At 63.5% G+C, this 21,499-nt stretch carries 19 protein-coding genes; 4 read left to right on the top strand and 15 right to left on the bottom strand.

The genetic code is table 11. From position 1 onward, the window contains the following. Positions 1 to 615 precede the first annotated feature (615 nt). Genes VSX56_RS14390 through VSX56_RS14365 form a run of 6 tightly spaced genes read right to left on the bottom strand, consistent with a single transcriptional unit; the run spans position 616 to position 7,207 of the window. Positions 616 to 1,629: a LacI family DNA-binding transcriptional regulator gene (locus VSX56_RS14390; RefSeq protein ID WP_350938088.1), complete on the bottom strand. Its 1,014-nt coding sequence runs from the start codon at positions 1,627 to 1,629 to the stop codon at positions 616 to 618. Positions 1,630 to 1,631: 2 nt separating this feature from the next. Beyond that, positions 1,632 to 2,264 (bottom strand): dual specificity protein phosphatase family protein, encoded by a 633-nt coding sequence (locus VSX56_RS14385; protein WP_339115592.1) that lies wholly within the window; start codon positions 2,262 to 2,264, stop codon positions 1,632 to 1,634. Beyond that, on the bottom strand, positions 2,257 to 3,084 hold the full coding sequence (locus VSX56_RS14380; protein WP_350938085.1) for an inositol monophosphatase family protein: 828 nt from the start codon (positions 3,082 to 3,084) through the stop codon (positions 2,257 to 2,259). Before VSX56_RS14380 ends, VSX56_RS14385 begins: the two co-directional genes overlap by 8 nt. A gap of 58 nt (positions 3,085 to 3,142) precedes the next feature. Continuing rightward, entirely contained in the window at positions 3,143 to 4,252 is a 1,110-nt protein-coding gene (locus tag VSX56_RS14375) for an ABC transporter substrate-binding protein (RefSeq protein ID WP_350938083.1), read from the bottom strand. A gap of 21 nt (positions 4,253 to 4,273) precedes the next feature. Next, positions 4,274 to 5,389: an ABC transporter ATP-binding protein gene (locus VSX56_RS14370; RefSeq protein ID WP_350938081.1), complete on the bottom strand. Its 1,116-nt coding sequence runs from the start codon at positions 5,387 to 5,389 to the stop codon at positions 4,274 to 4,276. Between the two features lie 3 nt (positions 5,390 to 5,392). Then, on the bottom strand, positions 5,393 to 7,207 hold the full coding sequence (locus VSX56_RS14365; protein ID WP_350938078.1) for an ABC transporter permease: 1,815 nt from the start codon (positions 7,205 to 7,207) through the stop codon (positions 5,393 to 5,395). 505 nt (positions 7,208 to 7,712) lie between these two features. Between VSX56_RS14365 and VSX56_RS14360 the strand changes: the two genes are divergently transcribed. The 4 genes from VSX56_RS14360 to VSX56_RS14345 are packed head-to-tail and all read left to right on the top strand — an operon-like array spanning position 7,713 to position 11,968. Then, on the top strand, positions 7,713 to 8,996 hold the full coding sequence (locus VSX56_RS14360) for a TRAP transporter large permease (RefSeq protein ID WP_349295310.1): 1,284 nt from the start codon (positions 7,713 to 7,715) through the stop codon (positions 8,994 to 8,996). 25 nt (positions 8,997 to 9,021) lie between these two features. Next, complete coding sequence (locus tag VSX56_RS14355) at positions 9,022 to 10,008, top strand: TRAP transporter substrate-binding protein (protein WP_349295065.1); 987 nt, start codon at positions 9,022 to 9,024, stop codon at positions 10,006 to 10,008. Positions 10,009 to 10,018: 10 nt separating this feature from the next. Further along, positions 10,019 to 10,552 carry a TRAP transporter small permease gene (locus VSX56_RS14350; protein WP_339115599.1) on the top strand — a complete coding sequence of 178 codons (534 nt, stop codon included), beginning with the start codon at positions 10,019 to 10,021 and terminating at the stop codon, positions 10,550 to 10,552. Positions 10,553 to 10,555: 3 nt separating this feature from the next. Next, on the top strand, positions 10,556 to 11,968 hold the full coding sequence (locus tag VSX56_RS14345) for an amidohydrolase family protein (protein ID WP_350938075.1): 1,413 nt from the start codon (positions 10,556 to 10,558) through the stop codon (positions 11,966 to 11,968). 15 nt (positions 11,969 to 11,983) lie between these two features. On the opposite strand, the gene VSX56_RS14340 is transcribed toward VSX56_RS14345, so the two are convergent. The 9 genes from VSX56_RS14340 to VSX56_RS14300 form a co-directional block, all read right to left on the bottom strand. Further along, the gene (locus VSX56_RS14340; protein ID WP_350938073.1) at positions 11,984 to 12,892 is read right to left on the bottom strand and encodes a LysR family transcriptional regulator; all 909 of its coding nucleotides are present in this window, start codon (positions 12,890 to 12,892) and stop codon (positions 11,984 to 11,986) included. A 25-nt stretch (positions 12,893 to 12,917) separates the two neighbouring features. After that, entirely contained in the window at positions 12,918 to 13,553 is a 636-nt protein-coding gene (locus VSX56_RS14335) for an aspartate/glutamate racemase family protein (RefSeq protein ID WP_350938070.1), read from the bottom strand. Beyond that, entirely contained in the window at positions 13,553 to 15,007 is a 1,455-nt protein-coding gene (hydA, locus tag VSX56_RS14330) for a dihydropyrimidinase (protein WP_350938068.1), read from the bottom strand. The genes VSX56_RS14335 and hydA overlap by 1 nt, the downstream gene beginning before the upstream one ends. After that, positions 15,004 to 15,933: a nitrilase-related carbon-nitrogen hydrolase gene (locus tag VSX56_RS14325; RefSeq protein WP_339115119.1), complete on the bottom strand. Its 930-nt coding sequence runs from the start codon at positions 15,931 to 15,933 to the stop codon at positions 15,004 to 15,006. The genes hydA and VSX56_RS14325 overlap by 4 nt, the downstream gene beginning before the upstream one ends. 19 nt (positions 15,934 to 15,952) lie before the next feature. Further along, a complete protein-coding gene (locus VSX56_RS14320) occupies positions 15,953 to 16,621 on the bottom strand; it encodes an amino acid ABC transporter permease (RefSeq protein WP_339115120.1) in 669 nt (222 codons plus the stop codon). Between the two features lie 10 nt (positions 16,622 to 16,631). After that, a complete protein-coding gene (locus VSX56_RS14315) occupies positions 16,632 to 17,300 on the bottom strand; it encodes an amino acid ABC transporter permease (RefSeq protein WP_339115121.1) in 669 nt (222 codons plus the stop codon). Next, positions 17,300 to 18,040, bottom strand: coding sequence for an amino acid ABC transporter ATP-binding protein (locus VSX56_RS14310; RefSeq protein WP_339115613.1), 741 nt, complete (start codon positions 18,038 to 18,040; stop codon positions 17,300 to 17,302). The genes VSX56_RS14315 and VSX56_RS14310 overlap by 1 nt, the downstream gene beginning before the upstream one ends. A 129-nt stretch (positions 18,041 to 18,169) precedes the next feature. Beyond that, entirely contained in the window at positions 18,170 to 19,030 is an 861-nt protein-coding gene (locus tag VSX56_RS14305; protein WP_339115122.1) for a transporter substrate-binding domain-containing protein, read from the bottom strand. Positions 19,031 to 19,883: 853 nt separating this feature from the next. Further along, positions 19,884 to 21,431, bottom strand: coding sequence for an MDR family MFS transporter (locus VSX56_RS14300; protein ID WP_350938065.1), 1,548 nt, complete (start codon positions 21,429 to 21,431; stop codon positions 19,884 to 19,886). Positions 21,432 to 21,499: the final 68 nt, after the last annotated feature.

Raw genomic sequence — 21,499 nt, 5'->3', positions numbered from 1 at the left:
GTCGGTCCGCGGCCCCCCCGAAGGTCAGCGGCAGCACCTCGAGCTCGCCCGCATACAGCAGCGCCTGCCCGACGCAGGCCGCAGAGATCGCGATCAGGGGACTGCGCTGGACGATTTAGGCGATCACCACGAATGGCGCGGGCAGCGTAATGGCCCCGATCACCTTTGGCCGCACATAGCTCACAATTATAACCAACATGGCCCCGGTGACCGAATGCTGTTTCGAGAGGATCAAAAGTGTCCGTATCGGATTCGGATCGAACCCATTGAACCTCAGCCAGTGCATAGCCTGCCGTTTGAGCGTTTTAGGCCGCCGGTCTGTAAGCATGACACTTTCGAGTGCTGCTGGCCGATAGCACCATGATGGGCAACGCGGCCCCTATGAACTCGGGCGGACCTCGGAGGAGAACGAGAGCTGCCAACGCGTCGGGCATCTCTCCGGAGGCCATCTTTCGCTTCCCGCATGGCATCCCCTTATGCCGCTCATGGAAGGAAGTCAGGCGCGGGTCACGCCGATCTGACGACCAAATTAGCCAGCTTCGCGCCTTTGCCTGCCATTCAGGGCGTCCTCCACCATACGGATCAAACTACCCCGAAAGCTGGACCCGTTTGACCTCAGCCCCGTGGTGGTTCCTTCGCCGACCGCACGCTTTGCCGCCAGATGAGCGGAGTCTCCAACCGGCTTGCAGGCTCCTCGCCCAGAAGGATCTCCTCGACCCGTGCCGCTATGCGGTCATAAGGTTGGCCGAAACTGGTCAGCCCATAGCCCGCCCATCCCGCCTGCGGGATATCGTCGAAACCGATCACGCAAAGATCGCGGGGAATGGCAAGTGCCAGTGTGTCGCGGGCCATATCCATCAGCCCACAGGCCATCAGATCCGTCAGGCAGAAGATGCCCTCGGGAGGCGCCTGCCCCTGCAGCAGCGCCTGCGCCGCTTCCTGCCCCTCCGCATAGCCCGACCCATCACCGCGCCAGACCACCGGATCGATCCCCTGCGCATGGCAGGCCTCGATAAAGAACGCCTCGCGCGCAGCAAGGCTCGGTGTGCCCTTGCGCGAGCCCGCAAGCGCTATCCGTCCGCAGCCCGCCGCCCGTAGCGCCGTGACAGCCTCCTGCATCGCACGCCGGTAATCGATGCGGATATGATGCACTCCCGGCCACTCCTCGCCGCGATTGATCGCGATCACCTTCTGGCCCGCATCGATACAGGCGGTCACCATATCTGCGGGAGGCGTGCCCGACATCACGACCACCGCCGAGGCGCGGTAGCTCAGCGCCTGCGCGAGCGCCGCACCGGCGCTTTGCGGGTCGGTGCTGACATTGATGACCATCGCCATCCGGCCCGCGGCCTGCAACCGGCGCGTCAGCGCGTCGAGCAACAGCCCGTGATAGGGGCGGGTCAGGTTCGAGGCGAGCAGGCAGACGGGGCGGCTCGCATCTTTCGACAATCCCCGCGCCAGATGGTTGACGTGATAGTTCAGCGCCTCGGCCGCCGCCATCACCTTGGCCCGCGTGCGCGCCGAGACGCTCGCCCCATCGGTGAAGGTGCGTGATACAGCGGAGCGCGAGACCCCCGCAAGGGCCGCCACTTCGGCGGCGGAGGCAGGGCGCGGGGCGGGGTCGGACATGTCTAGCCCTCTGGCAGATACGGCGTGATCATCCGTGCCATTCTGGCCGACCAGAGGGCCGCGTCCACCAGAACCTGCTTGGGCGCCTGCGGCCATTCCGAAGGGTGCAGCGCGCGCGCCACACGGATATGGTCGATCGCCGCCTGCAGCGTGGGATAGGTGTCGGGGCATTCGAGATGCAAAAACAGCGCCACCAGTGTCACCGATCGCGAGCGACCGCCACGGCAGTTCACGAGGATATTGCCGGTCCCCTGCCACGGATAGCTGGGCTTGTCGGGAAGGGTCTGACCGATCAGCCCCTTCAGCTGGTAATAGCCCGCCAGCAGCATCGGCGCGGGATTGCCCGCACCATCGATGATGCCGAGCTTGTAATAGCGCACGGGTCCCCAGCCGAAGGGCAGCGCCTGCGCCTCGGGATCGGGACGGGTGACCATATTGATATCGAGGTTCACGGCACAATTGAGCACCGTGCCGATTCCGTGCGCCGCCAGCAATGCCGGATCGGAGGCTGCGTGTTTGTTGCCGATATAAAGGTCGATCCCCGCCGGATCGGTATGGACCCTGTGCAGTGGCGCGCGCCCGATATCGGCCTTGCGGAAGGCCTCCTGTAACGCGCTCGTGTCAAGATCATTCATCGCGATCTCCCTCTTCTGCGGGGAAGATCAGGGCCAGATCGAGCCCCGATATCCCCGCCATTTGCGCCGCGATCGCGGGGGTGGCGGCCAGCACGGGGCGCGTGTCGAGGAGTGAGAGGCCCTCCGGCACCTTCGCCACCACCCCGCCGGCCTCGCGCACCATCAACAGGCCCGCCACGCAATCCCAGCTGTTCATCGAGATCTCCAGATAGCCGTCGGAGCGGCCAGAGGCCACATAGGCCAGCGCAAGCCCGCCCGAGCCCGAGCGCCGGATATTCGCGCCCGCGGTGATCACCGCCTCCTGCGCCTGCAGATAGGGCGCCAGCGGATGACGGCGCGACCAGCCCATCTCGAGACAGGCCGTGCCCATATCGGGGGTCCGCGTCACGCGGACGGGCGCACCGTTCAGACTGCAGCCATGCCCGCGCCGCGCCTGCCAGCGCTCGCCCGTTACCGGCTGGTGGATCGCGGCCAGCACGGCCTCGCCCGCAAGGCAGAAGGCCACGATCACGCAGAAATGCGGCACGCCACGCGCGAAATTGGCGGTGCCGTCGATCGGGTCGATCACCCATGTGGCATGGGCGGGCGTGCCGCCGCCCTCCTCGCCCAGGATGGCATCCTGCGGGAAGCGTTCCGCGATCTCCGCGCGGATCAGCGCCTCCACGGCGAGGTCGGTCTCGGTCAGGAAATCCTGAGCCCCCTTGAGGGAGAAATCGCCCGCATTACGGGTGCGGAAGCCATTCAGCGCGAGGGCCGTGGCACGCGCCATCATGTCGGACAGGAAGGCTTCGCGGGCGTCGAGGTCTGGGATCTGGGTCAAGGTCGGTCTTTCTGTAAAGGGGTCCGGCGCATACCGGACCCGATCAACGGGTCGTCGGTTACTGGCCCAGCTGGCCTGCACGCGCCAGCGCCCAGAGATCCTGCCAGTCCTGCCGCGCCACCCAGTCATCGCCCGAGGTGGCAGTGTCATAGTTCAGCATCTTGTCGGCATAACCGGCCACACCAGAGGGTTCGTCGGCCGGCACCGCATTCTCGCGATTGGTGGACATCTTGCCATCAACCGCCTGTGGTGCCCAGCCCGCTTCGGTCAGCATGTAATGGGTGAACAGCTTGGCGGCGGCAGGGCTGTCGGTCCGGGTCATGGTAAGCATGAAGCTCGGATAGAACAGCCCCACCATCGGCGACATCGAGGCACAGATGCCGAGCTTCATCCCGTTCTCGTTCTCGCGGAACTTGGCGGTGGACATGATCCCGATGAAATTCTCAGTGGTATCGGGGGCGCCCACGGCTGCGGCCACGTCACTATCGGAATTGGTCAGGAGCGGCTGATTGGCCGCCAGTGCGGCCACGAAGGCCTCGGTCGCGGAAGCAAAACCGGTCTTCAGGGGCTTGCCGTAATGTGCCTCATAGGCGGCGGCCACCTGTGCATCGTAATGCATGGCAAGCTGGTTGAACCAGTCGGTATACATCGCCTTGGCCTGAGGGTCGGGCATGGAAACATGCCCCTTCCATTCGGGGTCGGTCAGTGCCCAGATATTATCGACAGGACAGCTCTGGTTGAGCCCGGTATTATAGGCCCAGACCACGGGCGCGTTCGAGACCACGAGCGGGCTCTGATAGCGCGCATCGATCTTGCCCACCATATCCTCGGGGACATAGCTTGTCACATAGCCCGGCTTGATGAGCTGCGCGGTGGCCGCCGGAAGATCCGAGAGGATCACCACATCGGCCTGCACATTGCCCGCCTTGGCCTCGCCCGAGACGATCTTGATGATCTGCGGGGCCTTGGCCTTGGTGCCGGTCGCCTGGAGCCCGTAGGCTTTGGCAAAGGCCGCCGCCTGTTCGCGGATCTTGCCGGTGCTGTCATAGACCGTCAGCGCGGGCTCGGTCTTGGCACGGGCCAGAAGCCCCGCCTCGTCGAAACCGTCGGCAAAGGCTGGGGACGTAAGCGCGGTGGTCAGCGCCGCGATATAAGGAAGGGATTTCATCTGTCTCTCCTAGACAAAGGGTCAGGCCAGCCCCGCCAGTGCGCGGGAGTGGGAAGGCCCTGCGGTCATCCGCGAGGCAAGGGGCGCGAGGGCATGGCCCTGCGCACAGAAAAGATGCAGCGCCTCGGGACGCGCCCGCAGATAGACGGGTGCCCCCAATTGCCAGCGTGGCGGCAGCTGCGTGGTATGGGTCAGCGTCAGCGGTCCCGCCTCGTCGGCAAGGCGGAGGGTGATGATCCACGCCCCGCCCGTGGGCAGGATCTCCTCGATCACCGCCGGAAGGCCGCTCTCGTGTCCGAGCGAGATCCCCTCCGGACGGAGACCAAGCATCTCGCCCTGCGGATGCGCGCCCTGCATCAGCGCACGGGCGGTATGACTGCGTGCGGGGATCAGATTGATCGGCGGGTTGCCGATGAACTCGGCCACGAAGCAGTTGGCAGGTTGACCATAGATCTCGTCGGGGCGCCCGAATTGCTGCAGGCGTCCCCCGGCCATCACCGCGATATGGGTGGCAAGCGTCATCGCCTCCCATTGGTCATGGGTCACAAAGACGATGGTGGTGCCGAAATCGCGATGCAGCCGCGCCAGTTCAGCCCGCATCGAGAGCCGCAGCGCCGCATCGAGATTGGACAGCGGCTCGTCGAGTAGAAGCACCCCGGGCGAGACCGCCAGAGTGCGCGCGAGCGCCACCCGCTGCTGCTGCCCGCCCGACAGCTGGGCGGGATAGCGGTTCTCCAGCCCCTCGATACGCAGGGTCCGCACCATCTCGGCCACGCGGATCTTGCGCGCAGGTTTGGGCATTCGGGCGACCTTCAGACCGAAGGCGATATTCTCGGCCACCGTCATATGCGGCCAGAGCGCATAGGACTGGAACACGAGCCCCAGCCCGCGCTTCTCGGGCGGCACGAAGACGCCTTTGGCGGTGCTGTCGAGCACTTGCTCGCCGATGCGGATCTCGCCCCCCGTCGTGGCCTCGAGCCCGCAGATCATCCTGAGCGTGGTCGATTTCCCGCAGCCCGAGGGGCCGAGGATACAGGTGAAGGAGCCATGCTCGATGCTGAGCGTGAGGTCATCGACCGCGGGGGCCGCGCCTTTGGCATAGCGTTTCTCGAGATGGTCGAGTTGGATCATCGGCATCGGTCAGCTCTCCAGACCTTGGGCCAGTCCGTTGCGGGTGAGCCGGTTGATCACGATCGTGCCAGCAAGGGCGATCAGCGCGATCATCAGCACCACGGCATTGGCGGCCTGGGTGTAGTTGTAATCGATCAAGCGTAGGGAATAGGTGGTCAGCACATCGGTCGCGGGCACGGCGAGGATGATGAAGAGACTGACCCCCTTAATCCCCGAGATGAAAGGCATGAGCACGGCACTCACCAGCGCGCCTTTCTGGATCGGCACGATGATGGCGCGCATGCGGTGCAACCAGCCCGCCCCCGCGATCCGCGCGCTTTCCTCGACCTCGCGCCCCAGCTGCGTCATCGCCGCAATCCCTGCGCGCGAGGCAAAGGGCATCTGGTCGGCCACCAATGCCAGAAGCAGGATATAGGGCGTGCCATAAAGCGCCGGGATCGGCCCGTGGGGGACGGCAAACAGCGACAGGAAGGCCGCGGCAAAGGCGATACCCGGCACCAGATAGGGGAAGAAGGTCACCTGCCGCAGCGCCACACCCACCGCCCGCACCGGCACGCGGGTGACCACATAGCCCACCAGCAGCCCCGCGAGGCCCGCTATCAGCGAGGCCGCGCCCACAATGCGAACCGAATTCCAGACCGCCGCCCAGAATTCGGGCGCGCGCAGGATGCCGGTCTTGAGCGCGACCGTGTCGAGCCCGGTGCCGATCCAGTAGGCCAGCGTGAAATTGGCGGCATTGAAGCGGCCCGGCAGGATCATCACCGTCGAGAGTGCGAGCACCCCCAATGGCACAACCACCGACACCAGCACCACCCCAAGGACGAGCCCGAATGCCGGAAGATGCCAGCGCCCCAGAATGCGGCGGCGTTCCATCGCGCCCTTGCCTCCGATCGTGGCAAAACGTCTGGCCTCGCGCATCATCCATGTATCGATGCCCAGCGTCACCATCCCCACCAGCATGATCACCCCCGCAAAAACCGCCGCCATGCCGGTCTGCTGGGTGCCGATGGCACGGTAGAGCGATGTTGCCAGCGTCTCGAAATGTACGGGCAGGCCCAGAACATAGGGCACGGAGAACTCGCCCACCGCATCGGCAAACATCAGAAGGCAGGCCGACATCACCGCAGGCCGCATCAGCGGCACCACGATCCGCAGCGCGATGGTGCCCCGACCCGCACCCAGCATCCGCCCCGCCTCCTCGAGCTGGCTGTCCATGCGTTTGAGCGCATTGCCCACCAGCAGGATGACGAAGGGGATATAGTTGAGCACCATGATCACGATGGTCGGAACCGCGCCATAGGAGATCCAGTCGGGCAGCTGCAGCCCCATCGCCTCGAACCAGCCGGGCTGGCCACCGGTGGTGGCGTTCTTGAAGAGCACAGTCCATGCGAGGGCGAAGGTCCATGCCGGCAGCATGAAGGGCACGATGAGTGCGGTGGAGAGCCAGCGCCTGCCCCGGAGATCCGAGCGCACCAGAAGCCATGCGAGCCCCGTGCCGATCCCCAGCGCCAGCGCGGTCGAGAGGCCTGCCACGGCGAGCGTGTTCCATAATGGCGTCCAGAAGAGGATCTGCGACATGCGCGAGAACAGCGCACGTCCGAGATAATAGCCCGTCCAGCTGCCGGCCTCTCCGCCTGTGCGCGCCGTATCACCGGCCTGCGTGACGAAGATATCCGACAGGATGGTGCACACGGGCGCCACGATCAGCGCGCAGAAGACCGCCAGCAGCACGAGCCCGATCGCGAGTGTCGGATCCTGCCGTGCGACGGCGAACCGGTGGCGCAACCGCGCCGCTTTGCCTGCTGTTGTATCGAACCCGATCATTGCCCACCCGTCCTGTTGTCGGGGCTGTTCTAGGAGCAGCGCATGACAGGGAAGTGACAATTTGCACATATGTGCAAAATAAATGACGCATGATCGGCTTACGGCACCAGGCCGCGACGAAAGACGAGATATCCGGCGCGTGGATCGCTGAACATCCCTCCGCTGCCCTGACCGCCTGAAATCCCGCACGGATGATGTCCGCAAGATCCAACCAACGACCGGTCACCGCTCTTTATGGTTACTCTCCGGCGCGCCGCGGCTTACAGGGCTGCACGATTTACAGTCATTCCGCTTAAAAAACACCCAATCAAGCAGATAGGCTTTGAATCCACTTGCAAAACCACCGGCGGAAGACCAAGCGGTAAAACGCTGAAAATAGGGAAATTAAGTTATATTAATGTTGTTAATATAAACCTGGACTATACTTCTAAAAGCTCCTCCCTCTTTCCATCCAGCGGCGATACTGACTGTGTCGCAGAAAACTTACCTGTGATTGGACTTGGCTTTGCCCGCACTCTTCATCATCGTCTTTGTTTCCATCTCGCTTGTGGCGGGCTCGGCCATCGCCTACCTGATCGGAGCCTCTGCGGTCCTGACCTTCCTGGCCGTCGGCAAGGACCAGTTTCTCGCCGTGCTTCCCCAACGCCTCTTCAGCCAGCTCGACAGCTTCGCCTTCCTCGCAATGCCGCTCTTCATTCTGGCAGGGGACCTGATGAACCGCGGCGGCGTCGCCAATGCGCTGATCGAATTCTCGATGGCGGTCTTTGGCCGCCTCAAAGGCGGGCTCGGGCATGTGAATGTGGTAACGTCCGTCTTCTTTGCCGGCGTGTCGGGCTCGGCCACGGCAGATGCGGCGGCCCTCGGCAACTCGCTTGTGCCCGAAATGGAACGCCGCGGCTATACGCGGGAATATGCCTCGGCCATCACCGGCGCCTCATCGATCATCGGGCCGATCATTCCGCCCTCCTCGATCATGATCTTCTACGGCGCGCTGATGGGCACCAATGTGACCGCGCTTTTCGCTGCTGGTATCGTTCCGGGCCTCCTGCTCGCAGTCATGCTGATGGCAATGAACGCCTATTTTGCCCATCGCGACGACCATCCGGGCGGCAAGGATCTGGATCTTCCCCGATTCTGGCCGTCGCTCCTGCGCGCCATCCCGGCCCTGATGTTGCCCGCGATCATTCTTGGCGGCACGCTTTTCGGCATCATGACGCCTGCCGAGGCCGCTGCCGTGGCCGTGCTTGCCGCCATTGTCGTCGGGATGGGCTACGGCCATCTGACCTTCCGCGGCATCCTCGATAGCCTGATGCGCACCGCCGTCATGCTGGGTGGGCTCTTCATCCTGCTCTGCGCCATCTCCACCTTCTCCTATATCGCCGCCCTCGAGGAATGGCCGCAGGCAATCCAGCATCTCGTGCAGGGATGGGGCCTGGGCCCGATCGGTTATCTGATGCTCATCAACGCGATCTTCCTCGGCGCCGGTATGGTGATGGATGTAAAAGCGGCTGTGGCCCTCTTCGCCCCGATCTTCGTGCCTGCGGCACTGGCAATGGGCATCGACCCTGTGCATCTGGCGATCGTGATCTGCTTCAATATCACCGTGGGTCTGCTGTCGCCGCCGCTGGGGTCGGTCCTGCTGATCCTGTCGACCGTGGTGAAGCTCGAATACTGGACGCTCATCCGCGTGACCCTGCCCTTCCTCGTGGCCGAAATCGCGCTGCTTTTCGTGCTGACCTATGTCCCTTCCCTGACCCTGGCGCTTCCCCATGCGCTTGGCCTGCACTGACCCTCCCACCCAAAGGATCTTCCCTATGACCCGTTTTGCTCCCCTCATGGCCACTGCGGCCCTCCTTCTCGGCACCACCGCGCTGCAGGCCTCCGAGATCAAGATCGGCTTCAACAATGTCGATGATGCCGAGATCAATGGCGAGGCCGCCTTCGCCCATGGCTTCCGCGATGCGCTCAAAGGCACCGATTTCACCGTCTCGCTCTTCCCCTCCGATACGTTGGGCAAGGAAAAGGAACGCCTCGACCAGGTCTCGACCGGCCTTCTCGAGATCGATCTGGGCGCGATCTCCACCGCCTATTCGCTCTCGCCGTTGCTCAAGGGCGCGACCCTGCCTTTCTTCTTCAGCGATGACGCGGAGATGGACAAGATCACCAGCGAGCCCGCGATGATGGAAGCCTTCAACGCCCCCATGCTCGAAACCGGTGTGCGCTTCGAGGGTCTCAACATCATCGGCACGCCGATGGGTATCCACAACTCCAAGCACCCCGTATCCACCGTCGAGGACCTGTCGGATCTGCGCTTCCGCGCGCTCAATGGCGAGCAGCTCTCGCTGATGGAAGCGCTCGGCACCCATGGCACCGTGATCGCCTGGGCCGAGGTGGCCAACGCCATCCAGACCGGCGTGACCGATGGCTATTTCAATCCGCCCTCCTCCTCGCTGCGCACCGGCCATACGAGCTTCCTGAAATATTACACCCCCGCCGATCTTTTCCCCTCGACCCGCGCGGTCATGATCTCGGATGACTGGTATCAGGGCCTCTCGGACGAGGAGAAGACCCAGATCGACGCGGCGCTTGCCGCCGGTTTCAAGGCCAATCGCGAGTGGATTGCGGACTGGTCCTCGAAAGTGGATGGCAAGCTCGAAGAAGCGGGCGTGACGATCACCCCGCTGGCCACAGGCGAGCGTGACAAGATGGAAGCGCTGGCCAAGCCGCTCTGGGCCACGACCCTGACCGCGGACGAGCTGAAAACATGGCAGGATGCCAAAGCGGCAGCTGACAGCAAGTAAGGAGCGGGACATGGGACCGATCAGAACCGTTATCCTGAGGACCAGTGCGGTTCTCGATCGTCTCGCCAGCGTGGTCACCTGTATCGCGCTGGTCCTCCTTGTGGGGATCGTGCTCCTGCAGGTCGTGGCGCGCTATCTCTTCGACCAGCCGCCAAGCTGGACCGAGGAGGCGGCACGCTACGCCATGATCTGGGCCGGCCTCATCGGCGCCAGCATGGCCTTCAAGCGCCGCTTCGATCCGGCGCTGATGAACAGCGTGAAGGGCGGCCCGCTCTGGCTGCAGACGGGGGCGGAACTCCTGCGCTCGATCGTGGTCATTATCTATCTCGGACCGATCCTGCTCTACTGCTTTGTCGGGCCGAACCTCAACCTCGCCCGCGGCTTCCTGCTGCGCCATTCCAAGACCATGGCCGAGGCGCTGCCCTTCACCACCTTCTGGGTGGCGATCGCGGTGCCCCTGATGATCCTCATGGTGTTCGTCCATCTGGTTGCGCGCCATATGGGGGACCGCCCGCCCGCAGATAGCGACGCGATCGAGGAGTGATCCATGTATGATCTGATCCTTCGCGGCGGGGTCCTGTGCGACCCCGTCTCCGCTCGCGAAGGGCGGTTCGACATCGCCTTCGAGGCCGGTAAAATCTCCAAGGTCGCCCCCGAGATCACCGCGCCCGCGCGCAGGGTCGAGGATGTGACGGGGCTGCATGTCCTACCCGGCATCATCGATTCCCATGTCCATGTCTCGAACTGGATGGGCGGCGCCGCAGGCCACCGGATGCTGGCGCTTGCGGGGGTGACCACAGCCCTCGACATGGCCGGCCCCATTGACAGCGTGATGGAGATCGCGGCCCGCACCGGCACCGGCCTGACGCTGGCCTGTATCGACTATATCCGCCCCGGCCATACGGTCGAGGGCACGGATCCCGACATGCCCGAACTCGAGGCGGCACTGGCCAGAGCCCGCCAGGCGGGGGCGGTCGGGCTCAAGATCCTTGGCGGGCATTTTCCGCTCTCGGCCACTGCCTCTGGCCGCGTGATCGAGCTTTGCGCCCGCGAGGGTGCGCATGTGGCCTTCCATGCAGGCACGCTCGAAACTCCGCAGAACCTGCACGGGATGCGCGAGGCCTGCGATCTGGCGGCGGGGCATCCGCTGCATCTGCCGCATGTGAATGCCTATGCGCGCGGCTTCGAGGCCTCCGCCCATCTCGAGGCATGGGAGGCGACCCGGATCCTGAGCGCCCATCCCAATATCTGGTCCGAAAGCTATCTGGCCCCTATCAATGGCAATTCGGCCAAATGTTCCAATGGCATCCCCGAAAGCGTCGCAACCCAGCGCAACCTGATCGCGGGCGGCTACACCCCCGATCTCGACGGTATGGCCAAGGCGATTGCCGAGGGCTGGGCGTGGATCCATCTCTACGAGGATGGTGTCACGCATCTGGAAACCGGCCCAGTTGCCGTGCAGGCCTGGCGAGAGGCGATGACCGATATCGGTATGAGTTTCTTCGTCAATCCGCCCGAAACCAGCCTGTCGCTGGCCATTCTCAAACGCGACGATGGCAGTTTCGCCATCGATGCGCTGGCCACCGATGGCGGGGGGCTGCCGCGCAACGACCTGTGCGAGCGCGGGCTGGCACTTGTCCATCTCGGCGCGCTGAGGCTGGCGGAGTTCGTGCACAAAACCTCGGTCGCTCCGGCGCGGATGATGGGCCTGTCGGGTAGCAAGGGGCATCTGGGCATCGGCGCGGATGCGGATGTGACGGTGATCGATCTGGCCGCGCGCAAACCGGTACTGAGCTATGGCGAGGGCCGTGCGATCCTCGAACGTGGCAAGGTGGTGGGTCAGGGCACCACGATGATCGTGCCGCCCGAGGGCCGCGCACGCGCAGAAAGCCTCAGGCTGCGGGTGCACATCGCCCAAGCCGGAAGCTTCCGTCCCGTCTCGCCGCTCTACAGAGCCTGATCTACTGGGCCTGACTCAGCTCTCGAGGCTCCCGCGCAGAGCCTCGACGAAGCCCATGAGAAGGCTCGAATGCGGAACGCCCTTCCGTGTCAGGATCGAGGCGCGGATCTCGCAGGCCGGCACGAAGGGCCGCGCCACCAGACCCTTTTGCAGATAGGGCTCGGCGGAATAGGGATCGACGATCGTTACCCCCATACCACCCGCCGCAAGCGCCGCCGCAGTCTGGCAGTAGCGCACCTCGATCTGGGGCCGGAAGGCCGCATTGTCGGTGGCAAAGCTCTTGGCCACAAGCCGCCCCAGATGCGAGGCCTGATCGATGCCCACCAGCGGACTGCCCACCAGTTGCTGTGCCGAGATCTGCACCTCCTGCGCCAGCGGATCCTCCTCGGGCACCAGAACGACCATCTGGCTGCGCTCGATCAGCTCGGAATTCACCGTCTCCAGCCGCTCGGCATTGAGCACGAGCCCGATATCGACCTGCCCCGTCTCGACCGCCTCCAGCACATTCGCCAGACGCCGCACATCATAGGAAATGGTGACCTCGGGGCGGCTTGCCAGAAAGGCGCGCAGGGCCTTGGGGCCCAGCGAATACCCCAGAGGCGGCGTCGCGATCACCCGCAAACGTCCGACCCGCCCGCTGCGCATATCCCGCGCCCGCGTCGAGAACGACCGCAAGAGCCCGAAAAGCGGGCGGATTTCCTCGAAGAGGTCACGCGCCTCTGCGGTAGGCTGCAGACGCCGCCCTGTGCGGTCAAATAGCGTCAACGCCAGCTGGCTTTCCAGCTGGCGCAACCCCGCCGAGACCGCAGGCTGTGAGATGCCCAGAAATTCCGCCGTTTCCACGGTGGTCGAGCACCGCATCATGGCCGCAAATATCTCCAGCAATCGCAAGGAGATATCCGGCAGGCCCTCGATTTTTTCCATGTTGGTCGATCCTTTTTGAGGCATGTTACCCCAGGATCGTTCCGAGTGCGATTGCCGCCGCTGCCAAAACCGGATCAATAATCGCAAGTCCCGTATCGCGCTCGAGCCGTGCCCTGATCGGCGCCATGCCGGCACATCCCAGCACGATGGCCCCCGCACCCGCATCCCCCAGTTCGCGCGCCCGCGCGCAGACAAGACCGTAGACGGCCTCATCGCGCCCCGAGGCTTCGGCAGAGACACCAGGCAGCGCCAGCTCGCCCGCAAGCCGCGCCTCGACCCCCATCTGGCGGATCTTGCGCAGATGGCGCGGGATCGACCGCTCGGAAAGCGCGATGATCCCGAACCGGTCGGCTCGTGCCAGCGCCGTCAGGATCGCGGCCTCCTGACAGCCGATCGCGGGTTTTGTCCCTTCGGCGCGCAGGAGATCCAGCCCAGGATCGGAAAAACAGGCGGTGATATAGGCACGCGCATCGGGGCGCGAGCGCGCCATTTCCAGCACATCGAGACCGCCGCGAGCCACATCCTCGTCACTGGCAATCGTCGCGGGGCCATGGGCAATGCCCACCGCCTCGAAATGCGGGCCCAGAGGCGCCACCGCGCGGGCAATGCCCTCGGTCACCGCCTGCGCGCTATTGGGATTGATGATCAGGATCTTACCCATCAACGTAACTCCGTTCCGAAATTCTGCCTTGGATCGAATTCCTTGGCCATATAACCGGAGGTCGCGCGCAGATCCGCCGGCGCCCGACCGAAGAACCGGCCCTGCCCCTCGCGCGCCACCAGTTTGTCCTCCTCAACGATCACCTGACCACGGGTCATCACCAGTTTCGGCACACCGGTCAGCGCCATCCCCTCGAAGGGCGTGTAATCCATATTGTCATGCTGGTCGGCCAGCCGGACCGTGCGGGTTTCCTCGGGGTCCCAGATCGCGATATCGGCATCCCACCCCGGTGCGATGCGCCCCTTGGTGGTGCAGCCGAAGACTTTGGCTGTATTGGTGGCCGAGAGCGCCACGAACTGTTCGGGCGTGATCCGGCCCTTTACCACCCCTTCGGAGAAGAGATAGGGAAGACGCGCGGCAATGCCGGGCATGCCATTGGCTATCTTGGGATAGGGAGCATCGGCTCCGTTCAGGAATTTCCCCGTCTCGTCATAGCGGTAGGGCGCGTGATCGGAATGGACCCCCACAAAGGTGCCCATGCGGATATGTTTCCAGAGCGCCTCTTGCGTGGCCGCATCGCGCAGCGGCGGCGAGCACATGAACTTCGCCCCCTCCATACCGGGACGGTCGAGATCATCGCGGGACAGCGCCAGATAGTGCGGGCAGGTCTCGGCATAGAGTTTCGCGCCATTCCACTGCTCGCGCCGCACGATCTCGGCGCCGCCCGCGGTGGAGACATGGACGATAAACAGGGGCGCATCGACGAGCTTGGCCAGCTGGATCGCGCGGTTGATCGCCTCTTCCTCGGCCAGCTCGGGACGGGAAATGGCATGATATTTGGGGGCGGTCAGCCCCTTGGCCGCCAGACGCCCATTCATCCAACTGACCATGTCGTTATTCTCGGCATGGACCATGGTGATCGCGCCATGCGCGCGCGCCACGCTCAGGATGTCGAGCATCCCGCCATCGCCCAGATTCATCAGATCATAGGTCATGAAGACCTTGAAGGACGTGATGCCACGGGCGAATGCGCGGGGGAGTTCCTCGCGCAGCACGGTTTCGGTCGGGTCGGAAATGATCAGGTGATAGCTATAGTCGATGACCGAGCGCGAACCCCGCGCATCATAGGTCGCGATCACCTCATCCACAGATTGCCCGCGATGCTGTGCGGCAAAGGGGATGAAAGAGGAATTGCCGCCGAAGGCCGCCGAGATCGAGCCGGAGAGATAGTCATCGGCGCTCATCACGCCCGAGGAGCTTTCCTGTGCGATATGGGCATGGGTCTCGATCCCGCCGGGCATCACGAGACGTCCGCCGGCATCGATCCGGCGCGCGCCTCCCTGCAGTGTTTCGCAGACGGCCGCAATGCGGCCGTCCCTGATACCGAGATCCCCTTTGAACAGGCCGTCGGCGGTGACCACGGTCCCTCCATGGATCACGGTATCGAATGTCATTGCGCGGGTTCTTTCACGCCGGTTTGCGACACGATCAGACCGTAATGCTCGGTGCGGCGATGGGCCTCGAAATTGAACACCGTCGATTTGCCGAAGGCGCATTTGTCGAAATCGGCCTCGGCCACGATCAGCTCGTCGCCCTCGCCTGTCGCACGCGCAATCACGAACCCGTCGGGATCGACGATGATCGAGCCTGCGAACATATGGTTGCCGTCTTCCATGCCGCATTTGGCCACGGCCACCGCATAGGTCGAGTTCTGGTAGGCGCCTGCACAGACCGACAGCTCATGGTGATAGACGCGGCGCTCGATGCCCTCGTCCTTCGAGAGATTGTTCTGCGAAGGGGTGTTATAGCCGATGGTCACGAGCTGTACGCCCTGCAGCCCCATCACGCGCCAGCTTTCCGGCCAGCGGCGGTCATTGCAGATTGCCAGACCCATGATCACACCCTGATTGCGCACCACATTGAAGCCGGTATCGCCCGCAAGGAAGTAACGCTTTTCAAGGTGCTGGTGGCTGCGCTCGGGCTCGTATTCGGCATGGCCCGGCAAGTGGGTCTTGCGGTATTTCAGCACGATCTCGCCTTCGGGGGACACGATGATCGAGGTGTTGAAATGCTCGCCTTCGGGCGTCAGTTCGCAATAACCGAAGGAGAAGCCCATACCGTAGCCCTTGGCTTTGGCAAAGAGCGGCGCGGTGGCGTGGTTCGGCATCTCGGTCTCGAACCAGTGGTCGAACTCGGCGCGATCCTCGACATAGAAGCGCGGGAAGAATGTTGTGAGCGTCATCTCCGGATAGGTCAGGAATTCGACGCCCTTCTCATGCGCCTGATCCATCAGCGCCATCATCCGCGCGACAACCTCTTCGCGGGTCTCCGCTTTCTGGATGCCGCCGATCTGGGCGCCGCCGATAATCATCTTGGTCATTTTCAGTCTTCCTTTCGGGTTATTTCACGGCCAAGCCACGCTGGAAGCGCGAGATCACCCGCACCAGCGGCCACAACACGGCTAGATAGAGAAGCGCCGCCAGAACAAGGGGCGAGGCGTTATAGGTCACCGAGCGGGCCATATTGGCCGAGTAGAGCAGCTCGGATAGCGACACGACGGAGGCCAGCGAGGTCAGCTTCACCACCTCCACCGTGTTCGACAAAAGATCGGGCAACACGTTGCGCACAGCCTGCGGCAGCACCACCGAGACCATGGTCTGTGTGGATGAGAGACCCGTGGCCCGTGCAGCCTCGGTCTGGCCCTTGGGAACGGCATTGATGCCTGCGCGGAACACTTCGGCGAAATAGGCCGAGTTGTTCATGAAAAAGGCGATCACCACCGCCACGAAGGGCGACAGCTCGATCCCCGCAAATGGCAGCCCCGAATAGACGAAGATCAGCAGCACAAGCGGCGGGATGGCGCGGAAGAGGTCGATATACACCACCGCGCTCCAACGCAGCCAGCCCCGCGGGCTGAGCGCGCCGAGCGCCAGCATCAGCCCGCCAAAGAGACCGCAGACGATCACCACGGCGCAGAGTTCCAGCGTGGTGACGGCGCCTTTGAGAAGCAGGGGCAGCGCCTGCATCATGATGTCGATATTGAAGAATGTGGTCAGGAACATATCCATGGGGCGCCCCTTACGTCCGGTAGGTGAAGCGGCGTTCCACCCAGTGGGACGCAATAACGGCGGGGATGAAAATCACCAGATAGGCAAGCGCGGCCATGGTCAGCGGCGTGGCCGATCCCGAAAAGCTCTGTGCCGAGGAGGAGACCGAGAGGATCTCCTTCACCCCGATCACCGAGCCGAGCGCGGTGAGTTTGGTGGTGGCCAGCACGCGGTTGACGAGCGGCGGAATGCCCATGCGCAGCGCTTGCGGGAAGGCGATATAGGCCAGCGTCTGCAACTTCGAGAGGCCCGTGGCACGTCCGGCCTCCCATTGGCCTGCGGAGACAGAGGTCAGACCGCCCCAGAAGATCTCTTCGGCAAAGGCTGTCAGCACCGCCGAGAGCACCAGCCAGATCACCACCTCGGCCGAGAGGTTCAGCCCCACCGAGGGCATCCCGAAATAGAAGATCAGGATCAGCACCAGCGGCGGCAACGCGCGCATGATATCGGCGAAGACGATGATGAAGAAGTTCACCACTTTCAGATTGGCCGCCCTGAGGCAGGCCAGCAGCCCGCCCAGCACGACGCCGGTCACGATCGTGGCCATCGCGAGATAGAGCGTGACGCCCATCGCCGCCACGACCTGCGGCAGGTATTTGTCGATCACGGCGGGGTTGAAAAACGTATCGAGAAACCGCATCAGGCCGCCTCATGCCCCGAAACACGCGACAGGAACGTCTTCAGGCGCTCCGATTGCGGATTGCCGAAGATCTCCTCCGGCGGGCCCTGTTCGATGACATAGCCCCCATCCATGAACACCACCCGGTCAGCGGCCTCACGGGCGAAGGCCATCTCGTGGCTGACCACCAGCATGGTCATGCCCTTTTCGCGCAGCTCCTTCATCACCTTGAGCACCGAGCCAACCAGTTCGGGGTCGAGCGCAGAGGTCGGCTCGTCAAACAGCATCACCTTGGGATCGAGCGCCACCGCGCGGGCGATGGCCACACGCTGCTGCTGGCCGCCCGACAGCTCGGAGGGTTTTGCATGGGCCTTGTGCTTGAGCCCGACCTGATCGAGCATCTCGAGCGCGCGGGCCTCCGCCTCGGGCTTGGAGCGCCCCAATGCCTTGACCTGCGCCAGCATCACGTTTTTCAGCACCGACATATGCGGGTAGAGATGGAAGCCCTGAAACACCATACCCACCTTGAGGCGCATCTTGTCCAGATCGCGGCGGGGAATGTCGGTGATGCGCTCTCCATCGATCATGATCGCGCCCGAGGTCGGCTCCTCGAGCCGGTTACAGCAGCGCAGCATGGTGGATTTTCCCGACCCCGACGGACCGATCACGAATACCAGCTCGCCCTCGCGCACCTTGAGGTCGATATTCTTCAACACCTCGGTCTGGTCGAAGCGTTTCTCGAGCGCGTGGATCTCGAGCATGGTGCGGGGCTGGGTCATCGGGTGCCTCTTCGGGAACTTGGGTCTTGCGGGCCCGCGGGGCCCAAAGGGGCGAGCCCGTCCGGGGGAGGACGACGGGCTCGCCTGTGACGTCACATCCGTTCCGATGGATCAGAACGTGCAGGTGACGTCGTGCTCGGTCGGGTCATAGCCATCAAAGCCCGGCGTGCCATAACCCGGCGTGGGGGTGACGATAGTGGTGCCTTTGGTCGGCTCGACGCCGAACCATTTCTCGGAGAGCGATGCCATAGTGCCATCGGTCTTGAGACATTCCAGAACGCTATCGATCAGATCGCGGGTGGGCGCGTCATCCTTGCGGAAGGGGAAGGCCCAGACGAGACCCGTCGGGTATTCGTAGGACAGCGCGACCGCAGGGTTCTTCTTGACCGCCCATGCAGCGCTGGTCGAGCCGCCGAGCGAGGCATCCGCACGTCCCGAGGTGACGGCCTGGATGGCGTCGCTCGTGGTGCCGAAAGTCACGACCGTCCAGCCATAGTCCGCCGCGTGCTCGCTCAGGAAGGATTCATAGACCGAGCCCTTGTTGACAGCGATGGTCTTGCCCTTGAACGCATCGAGCCCTGCCGCACCGGACAGATCGGAGCCTTTGGGCACGACGAAGCTGAAATTGGTATCCATGAACCCTTCCGAGAAGAGCAGGTTCGAGGCACGCTCTTCGGTCACGGTCACGGGGGCCACGAGGAAATCATAGGTGCCGGCCTGCAGCGCGGGGATCAGACCCGAGAATTGCGCTGCGGTCACATCGACCGGCACACCCAGCTTCTCGCCGATCGCCTTGGCCAGATCGATATTGAAGCCCTCGACCTCGCCCGACATCGTGGGCATGGCATGGGGGGCGAAAGTGCCGTCGAGCGCCACTTTATATCCATCGGATTTGATGGCCGCGGGCTCGGCCAGAGCGGAGGTTGCAAGCCCGAGAAGGGCGGCAGTCGTAAGAAGGAGGGTGCGGGTCATAATGGGTTCCTGTTGCCGGATCGGGAGGGGGACACTTGTTGGGTCGCGTCCCTACCCCGCAATATTCGCCAGCATCCGCACCGGATTCCAATATAGAACTGGATTATGTTTTAACTTATCATATTTGATCTGCTTATATATAGAGACACGCATGTGTCTGGACCGGATCAGAAACCCGCTATCCATTTGGAAAATATCGATTAATATTGGAAACTTCGGCTAGCCTGACATAAAATCCTTGCATAGCCTCCAATCGGGCAGGATTGTTGTGATTAATATTTCACCGATTGTGATAAAATATAGGCAATGTGATATTACCTCGTTTGCGATCCCGTCCCGCCTGAAAAGCCGGGGGCGAACCGCTCAGCGTGATTTCGACCTTCCGAATCCGGGATGTGCAGGGGCGCACGGCGCATTGCCTTGGCCTGTAGATCTTGATCAAGACCCGCCACCGACCGTATCCGTATCTGGAGATATACCGGCAAAGGCTAAACCTCCGGCGTATATCCTTTTTGCCCCTACCCTCGGAGAGATTCTGGTTTTGGCATCTTATTATTCTGGAACCTCCCCGCGACGTCCGGAACTCGACCCTATAAATGCCCCCCGTCTGGGAAAGAAAGGGTATCGGATGCCTGCCCGAGCGGGCTACCCCAGTAGGCCTCTTCGGGATCGACGTCTCGGAACAACCGGCCAAATGTAGCGCTCGGCTTTTCCGGCGCACAGAACTTGTCGGGCATATCCATACCCACCCCGGCGTGATCCTGGCCGAAGAGCGTCTTGCAATGCGCCGCGACGGGATGTGCACTGATCCAGCCGCGGGCGGGCCGGGTTTGATGGTCCAAATGTCGCAGGACTAGACGTTGCGGTCTGTTGCCGGCTTCCTTCCCTCGTGGGGCATATCTGCAGGTGCAAAGCCAGTATTGCGCAGCGTCAGCGCCACGATGAAGGCCACACTCATCACCGCGCCCCCGATCTCGAAGGAGCCGGTGATCGCATGGCGGAAGGCTGCCTCGATCTCGGGGCGCATGGCTGCGGGGAGCTGTGCCACCGCCTCCATCCCGCCATTCACGATGGCGCCGATATCGACATCGCCCCCCAGATGGCGCAAGCCCTGCGAGAGGCCCTGCGCCATCACCCCGCCCGAGACCGCCACGCCCGACGCCCCGCCCAGCGAGCGCAGGAAGGACATCGTGGCGGTGGCGCTGCCGATACTGGCCTTGGGCACCGCGTTCTGGACGATGGCCGTGGCATTGGGCATGGCGATGCCCATCCCGAAGCCCAGCATGGCCAGCGCCCCCCAGAAGGCGGGCACAGGCGCCGCATAGGTGGCCAGCACCGCCAATGTGCCAAGCCCCAGCGCCTCGAGCCCGACCCCCGTGACCATGAAGACCTTGGGCCGCCCCAGCCGCGCGGATAGCCTGCCGCCAAAGATCGATGTCAGGACCATCGCAAGGATCTGCGGCAGCATCATCGCGCCCGCCTGCGCCGGGTTGAGCCCCAGAACAAGCTGGAAATAGAGCGGCAGAAAGACCATCGCGCTCATCATGGCAAAGCCCATACAGGCCATGGTCAGAACCCCCGTCGAGAAGGCCCCGATCCGGAAAAGCGGAAGCGTGATCACGGGCTCTCTGGCCCGCGTCTCGACCCAAAGGAAAAGCGCAATCGCCAGCAGGCCGAGCCCGCCAAGAGCGAAGGACGCCACAGATCCCCATGCAAAGAGCGAACCACCGAGGCTGAAGAGCAGCAGGAGCGACGAGGCGCCCGTCACCAGAAGTGCGGCCCCCTCGTAATCGATCCGGTGCGGTTTGCGCGGCGGCGGTGGCGGCAGCGCGCGCCACAGAAGCGCCAACGCCAGAAGACCGATCGGCAGGTTGATATAGAACACCCAGCGCCACGAGAGCGCGGTCGTCAGCCCGCCCCCCAGCAGCGGCCCTGCAAGGCTCGAGAAGGCGAAGGCCGCAGAGAAGAACCCCTGATAGCGCACCCGCTCGCGCGGGGTAACCACATCGCTGATCACCGTCTGGGTCAGCGTCATGATCCCCCCGGCCCCCACCCCTTGCAGAAAGCGGAAGGCAATGAGCTGCGGCATGGATTGCGCCAGACCGCAAAGCATCGACATCACCAGAAATAGGCTGATCGCCCCGATCAGGAAGGCCCTGCGCCCGAACATATCCGACAGCTTGCCGAAGATCGGCGTGGCCGAGGTCGAGGCCAGCATGAAGGCCGTCACCACCCAGCTCAGATGCGCAAGCCCGCCCAGATCGCCGGCCATGCGTGGCAGGGCGGTGTTGACGATGCTCTGGTCGAGCGAGGCAAGGATCATCGACAGGATGAGCCCTGCAAACAACCGGCGCAAATGGGGTGGCAGGCCTCTGGCGGGGGGAAGGAGCGTATCGGTCATGCTGCCTTGTCGGCAAATTCCCCGACAATGGAAAGAGGACCATTCACCTTTTTTGTTACAAACGGGGC

Origin of the sequence: Thioclava kandeliae (assembly GCF_040297545.1) — a bacterium.
In the GTDB taxonomy this organism is placed as follows: Bacteria; Pseudomonadota; Alphaproteobacteria; order Rhodobacterales; family Rhodobacteraceae; genus Thioclava; species Thioclava kandeliae.
This window is presented reverse-complemented; position numbering and strand designations above follow the sequence as displayed.